The organism is Dietzia cercidiphylli (assembly GCF_014145145.1).
In the GTDB taxonomy this organism is placed as follows: Bacteria; Actinomycetota; Actinomycetes; order Mycobacteriales; family Mycobacteriaceae; genus Dietzia; species Dietzia natronolimnaea.
In genome coordinates this window covers 1-4,351 of the sequence record NZ_JAALEA010000386.1, presented here as the reverse complement: position 1 = coordinate 4,351, position 4,351 = coordinate 1, and the positions used below count along the sequence as shown (strand labels likewise).

3 protein-coding genes and 3 pseudogenes are annotated in these 4,351 nt (G+C 67.7%); 3 read left to right on the top strand and 3 right to left on the bottom strand.

Features of this window, described 5'->3' with window-relative positions; all coding sequences use genetic code 11:
• A pseudogene (locus G6028_RS13615) lies at nucleotides 1-261 on the bottom strand (hypothetical protein); the annotation flags it as partial.
• A gap of 146 nt (nucleotides 262-407) precedes the next feature.
• Here G6028_RS13615 and G6028_RS13610 point away from each other — a divergent pair.
• Nucleotides 408-677: pseudogene (locus G6028_RS13610) on the top strand (transposase); the annotation flags it as partial.
• 38 nt (nucleotides 678-715) lie between these two features.
• Here G6028_RS13610 and G6028_RS13605 read toward each other — a convergent pair.
• Nucleotides 716-1,492, bottom strand: coding sequence for a 2-keto-4-pentenoate hydratase (locus tag G6028_RS13605; RefSeq protein ID WP_182659188.1), 777 nt, complete (start codon nucleotides 1,490-1,492; stop codon nucleotides 716-718).
• 174 nt (nucleotides 1,493-1,666) lie between these two features.
• Between G6028_RS13605 and phtC the strand changes: the two are divergent.
• Nucleotides 1,667-2,317: pseudogene (gene phtC / locus G6028_RS18210) on the top strand (3,4-dihydroxyphthalate decarboxylase); the annotation flags it as partial.
• A gap of 63 nt (nucleotides 2,318-2,380) precedes the next feature.
• Complete coding sequence (locus G6028_RS13595; protein WP_241730765.1) at nucleotides 2,381-3,172, top strand: IclR family transcriptional regulator; 792 nt, start codon at nucleotides 2,381-2,383, stop codon at nucleotides 3,170-3,172.
• Nucleotides 3,173-3,203: 31 nt separating this feature from the next.
• On the opposite strand, the gene G6028_RS13590 is transcribed toward G6028_RS13595, so the two are convergent.
• Entirely contained in the window at nucleotides 3,204-4,118 is a 915-nt protein-coding gene (locus G6028_RS13590) for a LysR family transcriptional regulator (protein WP_182659187.1), read from the bottom strand.
• Nucleotides 4,119-4,351: the final 233 nt, after the last annotated feature.

The following is a 4,351-nucleotide window of genomic DNA, read 5'->3' as shown; positions in this document are numbered from 1 at the left end:
GGCCACCCGCCGACGCGGGACCTGCCCCAGCTGCTGCTCGCAGGCCTGCTCCAGCTCGGCGAACGAGGAATACTCGCTACGCAAGTTGGTGTCTTTGGGCACCAGGTCGGCTTTGGCGACCTTGACCGTGGACTCGCTGCCACCCTTGGAGGCAGGGTCCGCGGGCTCGCACGTGAGCACGGCGACCCCATAGTGGCGGGCGAACGCCACCATCTGCGGGTTGCGCACCGCCACTGAAGCCGGCCCCGGAATAGAGGCCGTGGATGTTCCGCTGCCGGGCCTGGACCTGGCCCCCGCAACCGGGCCGGCCCCTGTGGTGCGGCGCTCTCGCCCCTACAGTGCGACACTGCCGCCCACCCCGGCGGCGATCGAGGCGTTCTGGTCCCGCGTGGTCAAAGCCCCCGGCAGCAGCCGAAGCCCTCGATGGGTGGATTGGCTGGGCTCGTCGTTGCCGCATCCCAGCGTTCGTGGCACTGCAGAAACGGATCTTGAAACACAAGGACAAGATCCTTGCCGCGATCGAGCACAACCTCTCCAACGGCCTGGTCGGGTCCACCAACACCAAGATCCGACTCATCACAAGGATGGCGTACGGGTTCAGCTCACCACAGGCCTTGATCGCCCTGGCAATGCTCAACCTCGGCGGTCACCGGACCGACCTCCCCGGCCGGCAATGATCCACAGGTATGTCAGGAGAGCCGAAAATCTGGGCAGTTCAGTTTAGGACTGCGTCGACGATGCCGAGACCGGCGACGGTGGCCCTGACGTGCTCTCCGGGACGGAAGGGGATCATTGGCCCCAGGGCCCCGGAGAGGACGACTTCACCAGCGCGCAGTGGGCGCCCCAGTCTGGCGGCGGTCTGGGCGACCCACACCAGCGCGTTAAGCGGGTCTCCCAGGCAGTCCGCACCGGTCCCGCGGGAGACAATCCGATTATTGATGGTCAGCGTCATCAGGGCTTCGGCCGGGGTGAACTCCGACAGCGAGGACTGCGCCGAGCCCAGGACGTAGAGACCGCTGGAGGCGTTATCGGCGATGGTGTCGGTGATGGTGATGTTCCAGTCCTGGATTCGGCTGTCGACGATCTCGAGGGCCGGGGTGAGGTGGCCCACTGCCCGCCGCACGAGCTGGGGGTCCGGATCGTCGATGTCTTCGGCCAGCACGAAGGCGATCTCGGCCTCGATTCGCGGGGCGATCAAGGTGGGCCCTGACACGACTCCATCGCCGGTGACGTGCATCTGATCGAGCAGTACCCCGAAGTCGGGCTGGTCCACCCCCAGTTGTTTCTGGACGGCGGGGGAGGTCAGTCCCACCTTTCGTCCGACCCGACGGGCCCCGGCTTCCACGCGTCGCTGGATGCCGAGTTCTTGCACGGCATAGGCGTCGGCGAGGTCCTCGCCGATCAGGTCTCGGACCGGGCCGCAAGGGCGTCCGGTCTGCAACGCCTCGGCCAGGCGGAGATCGGCCTGGTGGAGGGTGTCCGTCGTGGTCATGCTGGCTCAGTCCTTAATTTGTCGGCAGGCGGGGACATCAGGTGACCTATCTGCGAGGCGGTGGGTCAGCGGGTGTGGAGCCGCGAGCGGGTGGGTGCCGAAGGCCGCAGCGAGGCAGCCCTAGCTTCTTCCCGGTGAGCCACGGGCTCACAGCGCGTATCTAACGTCTAGCATGCCAGCGGTGTGACGGCGGGATTCCGCGTCAGCCTGCGGATCGACGAGGACGCTTGTTGATTCGCTACCGCGGCCCTCAGGAGTGGGGCATGGCCTGGACGACGGCCGCCGACGTCCACCTCGTTGACCCGGGCGGCGCCCCTGGAGCTCCGGGCGAGCTCGATGGATGGTCTCCACCGACCGAATTGCCGCTGCATGTGGAGGTGCTGCGTTCCCGGCCGGAGGCCGCCTCAGTCGTCCACGTGCACCCGCGGGCGGTAGTCGCAGCAGACCTGGCTAGCCTCGCGATCCGCCCCATCGTCGGTGCGTTCGACATCCCGGGCGCCAAGCTGGCCGCCGGCGGGGTGCCCGTCTACCGGCGTGGCGTGCTCGTTCGGAACCGTGGCCTGGCCTTGGAGATGGCGGCGGCCATGGGTAAGCGGCCGGTCGTCGTGCTCCGCGGGCACGGCTTGACTCAGCGGTGGATCGGCCCAGGAAGCGGTCCTGCGGGCGATCAGCGTGGACTCTCTGGCCCGGCTGTCCCTTCAGATCGCCGCTGCGGGAGGGGCGCAGGCGGATCTGCCGGACGAGGACTTGGCGGCGCTGCCCGACCTCGGACCGGGCTTCAACGAGGGCGTGGCGTGGCGGCATGAAGTCGCCAAGATGGGGTGACCGCCGGAGCGCAGGTCCTCGGCGTCGGTCCCTGCACAGCAGACACCCCGTAGCCTCAGACCCATGCGAGCGATGTCGAACCTGCCGTCGGCACCGGAGTTTGGCTCGGCGCCGCAGTACCCGATCGAGTCGGTGGACAACGCACTCCGGGTGGTGCTGCTGGGGGAGCACCACAGCCTGCGGCTGACGGACGTCAGCAAGTACCTGGGGGTGGCATCGTCCACTGCCCACCGGCTGCTTGCCATCCTCCAGTACCGCGGCTACGTCCAGCAGGATGCCACGACGCGCAGTTACGTCCCGGGGCCGACCCTGGACTCGCTGGCCTTCGGTCTGCTGCGCCGACTCGACGCCCGGGACCGGGCACGCCCGGTGCTCGAGCGGCTCAACAACGATCTGGGGGAGACGGTGCACCTGGGCCGGCTCGAGGGGAACGAGGTCCACTTTATCGATTCCATCGAGAGTGATCGGGCCCTACGAGTGGCCAACCGGCTGGGGCGCAGCATGCCCGCCCATTGCACTTCCACCGGCAAGGCGCTGTTGGCCATGCTGACTGACGATGAGCTGCATCTGCTTTATCCCGACGAGCGGCTCATCCAGCTCACCCCGCATTCGCTAGGCACCCGGACTGAGCTTCTCGACGCGGTGCGCACGATCCGTTCCCGGGGGTTCGCGTCGAGCAAGGAGGAGAGCGAGGAGAGTGTCGCCTCCCTCGCCGTCGCACTGGCCTCGACCCGCTCTCCGCGGTTGGCTGTCAACGCCTCGCTGCCGCTCAGTCGCATGAGCTCGGCGACCGAGCAGGACATCCTCACTCGGCTGGTAGCTGCGGCGGAGGAGATCGACCATCTCCTGCTCTGATCGGCGTGGTCAGTCCGAGGTCGGCTGGACCTCAGGCTGGACTGGGCTGCCCGCCGTCCCGGTCCAGCCGGTTGCCGGTCCCCTGGACGTGGCGCACGAAGGACCGTACCGCCGGGGCGATGCCTCCTTCGCGTGACCAGTAGATCCACAGCGGGGCGCTCATCGGGGTGTGCTCGTCGACCAGCACTGGCCATCTGGCCGAGTCGTCGGCACTGAGGTTGTCGTCGGCGATGACGGCCACGCCCAGCCCTGCCCGGGCGAGCGCAACGATTGTGGTGGCGTTGACGCTCTCCGACGTGATGTCGAGCCCGAAGCCCCCTGCCCGCAGCGCCGGCTCCAGCAGGCGCCGGGTGAGGCTATCGGCGGGCCCGGTGAGCACCGGCTGGCCACGCAATTCAGCGACCGAGACGTGTCTCCGGCCCCGCCACGGGTGGTCGTCGGAGGTCACCACCGCCAGCCGCACGTCGCCGAGCTGGTGGCCCGCAAGACGCTGGTCGGCCTGCCCGAGGCCCGTCGCGAGATCGACGTCCCCGTTAAGCACCTGTTCGATCGCGGGCAGGCCCGGGTACTCGTGGACGGCGACGTGGATAGCGGGATGCGCCGACCGGAAGGTGCCGATCAGGGGCGCGAGGAACCGTGGCACGTGCGGATATGCGCAGGCCACCGTGACGACGCCCGCTCGACCGCGAGCGAGTTCGTGGGCAAACTGGGAGACCGACTCCGCTCGATTCAGCAGGTAATGGGCGCGGGGCAGCAATTGATTCCCGGCACCGGTGAGCTGTACTCCGCGGCCGGACCTCTTGAAGAGGGCGATGCCCAGCTCCGCCTCCAGCGCCTTGATCGAACGCCATAGCGAGGGCTGCGGCACGTCGAGGGTGGCGGCGGCGCGAAGGAACGACCCCTCGCGGGCCACCGCAACGAGATACCTGAGTTGACGCAGCTCCACGCACGGCTCCTAGTTTCACCAGTGAATAGCTCGATCCCAAAATAGCCCGTAGACAGACTGTGATGAGGGTCATACTCTCTCAGGTGTACTGCAATGCAGAAAGCCGTCCTACCTTGAGGAGAATTGGATGTCGGAGTCTGGTGGAGGAACCGTGGCCTGGAGCCCTATTGGTCGCGAATCGGGACTTCGTGACCACCCTATCGTGGTGCAGATCGCGCAACGGACAGCAAAGA

What these genes read in the sequence shown, in the direction of transcription:
- G6028_RS13605 (WP_182659188.1), bottom strand. Translation starts at nt 1,492, where the DNA reads ATGACCACGACGGACACCCTCCACCAGGCCGATCTCCGCCTGGCCGAG.
- G6028_RS13595 (WP_241730765.1), top strand. Translation starts at nt 2,381, where the DNA reads ATGCGAGCGATGTCGAACCTGCCGTCGGCACCGGAGTTTGGCTCGGCG.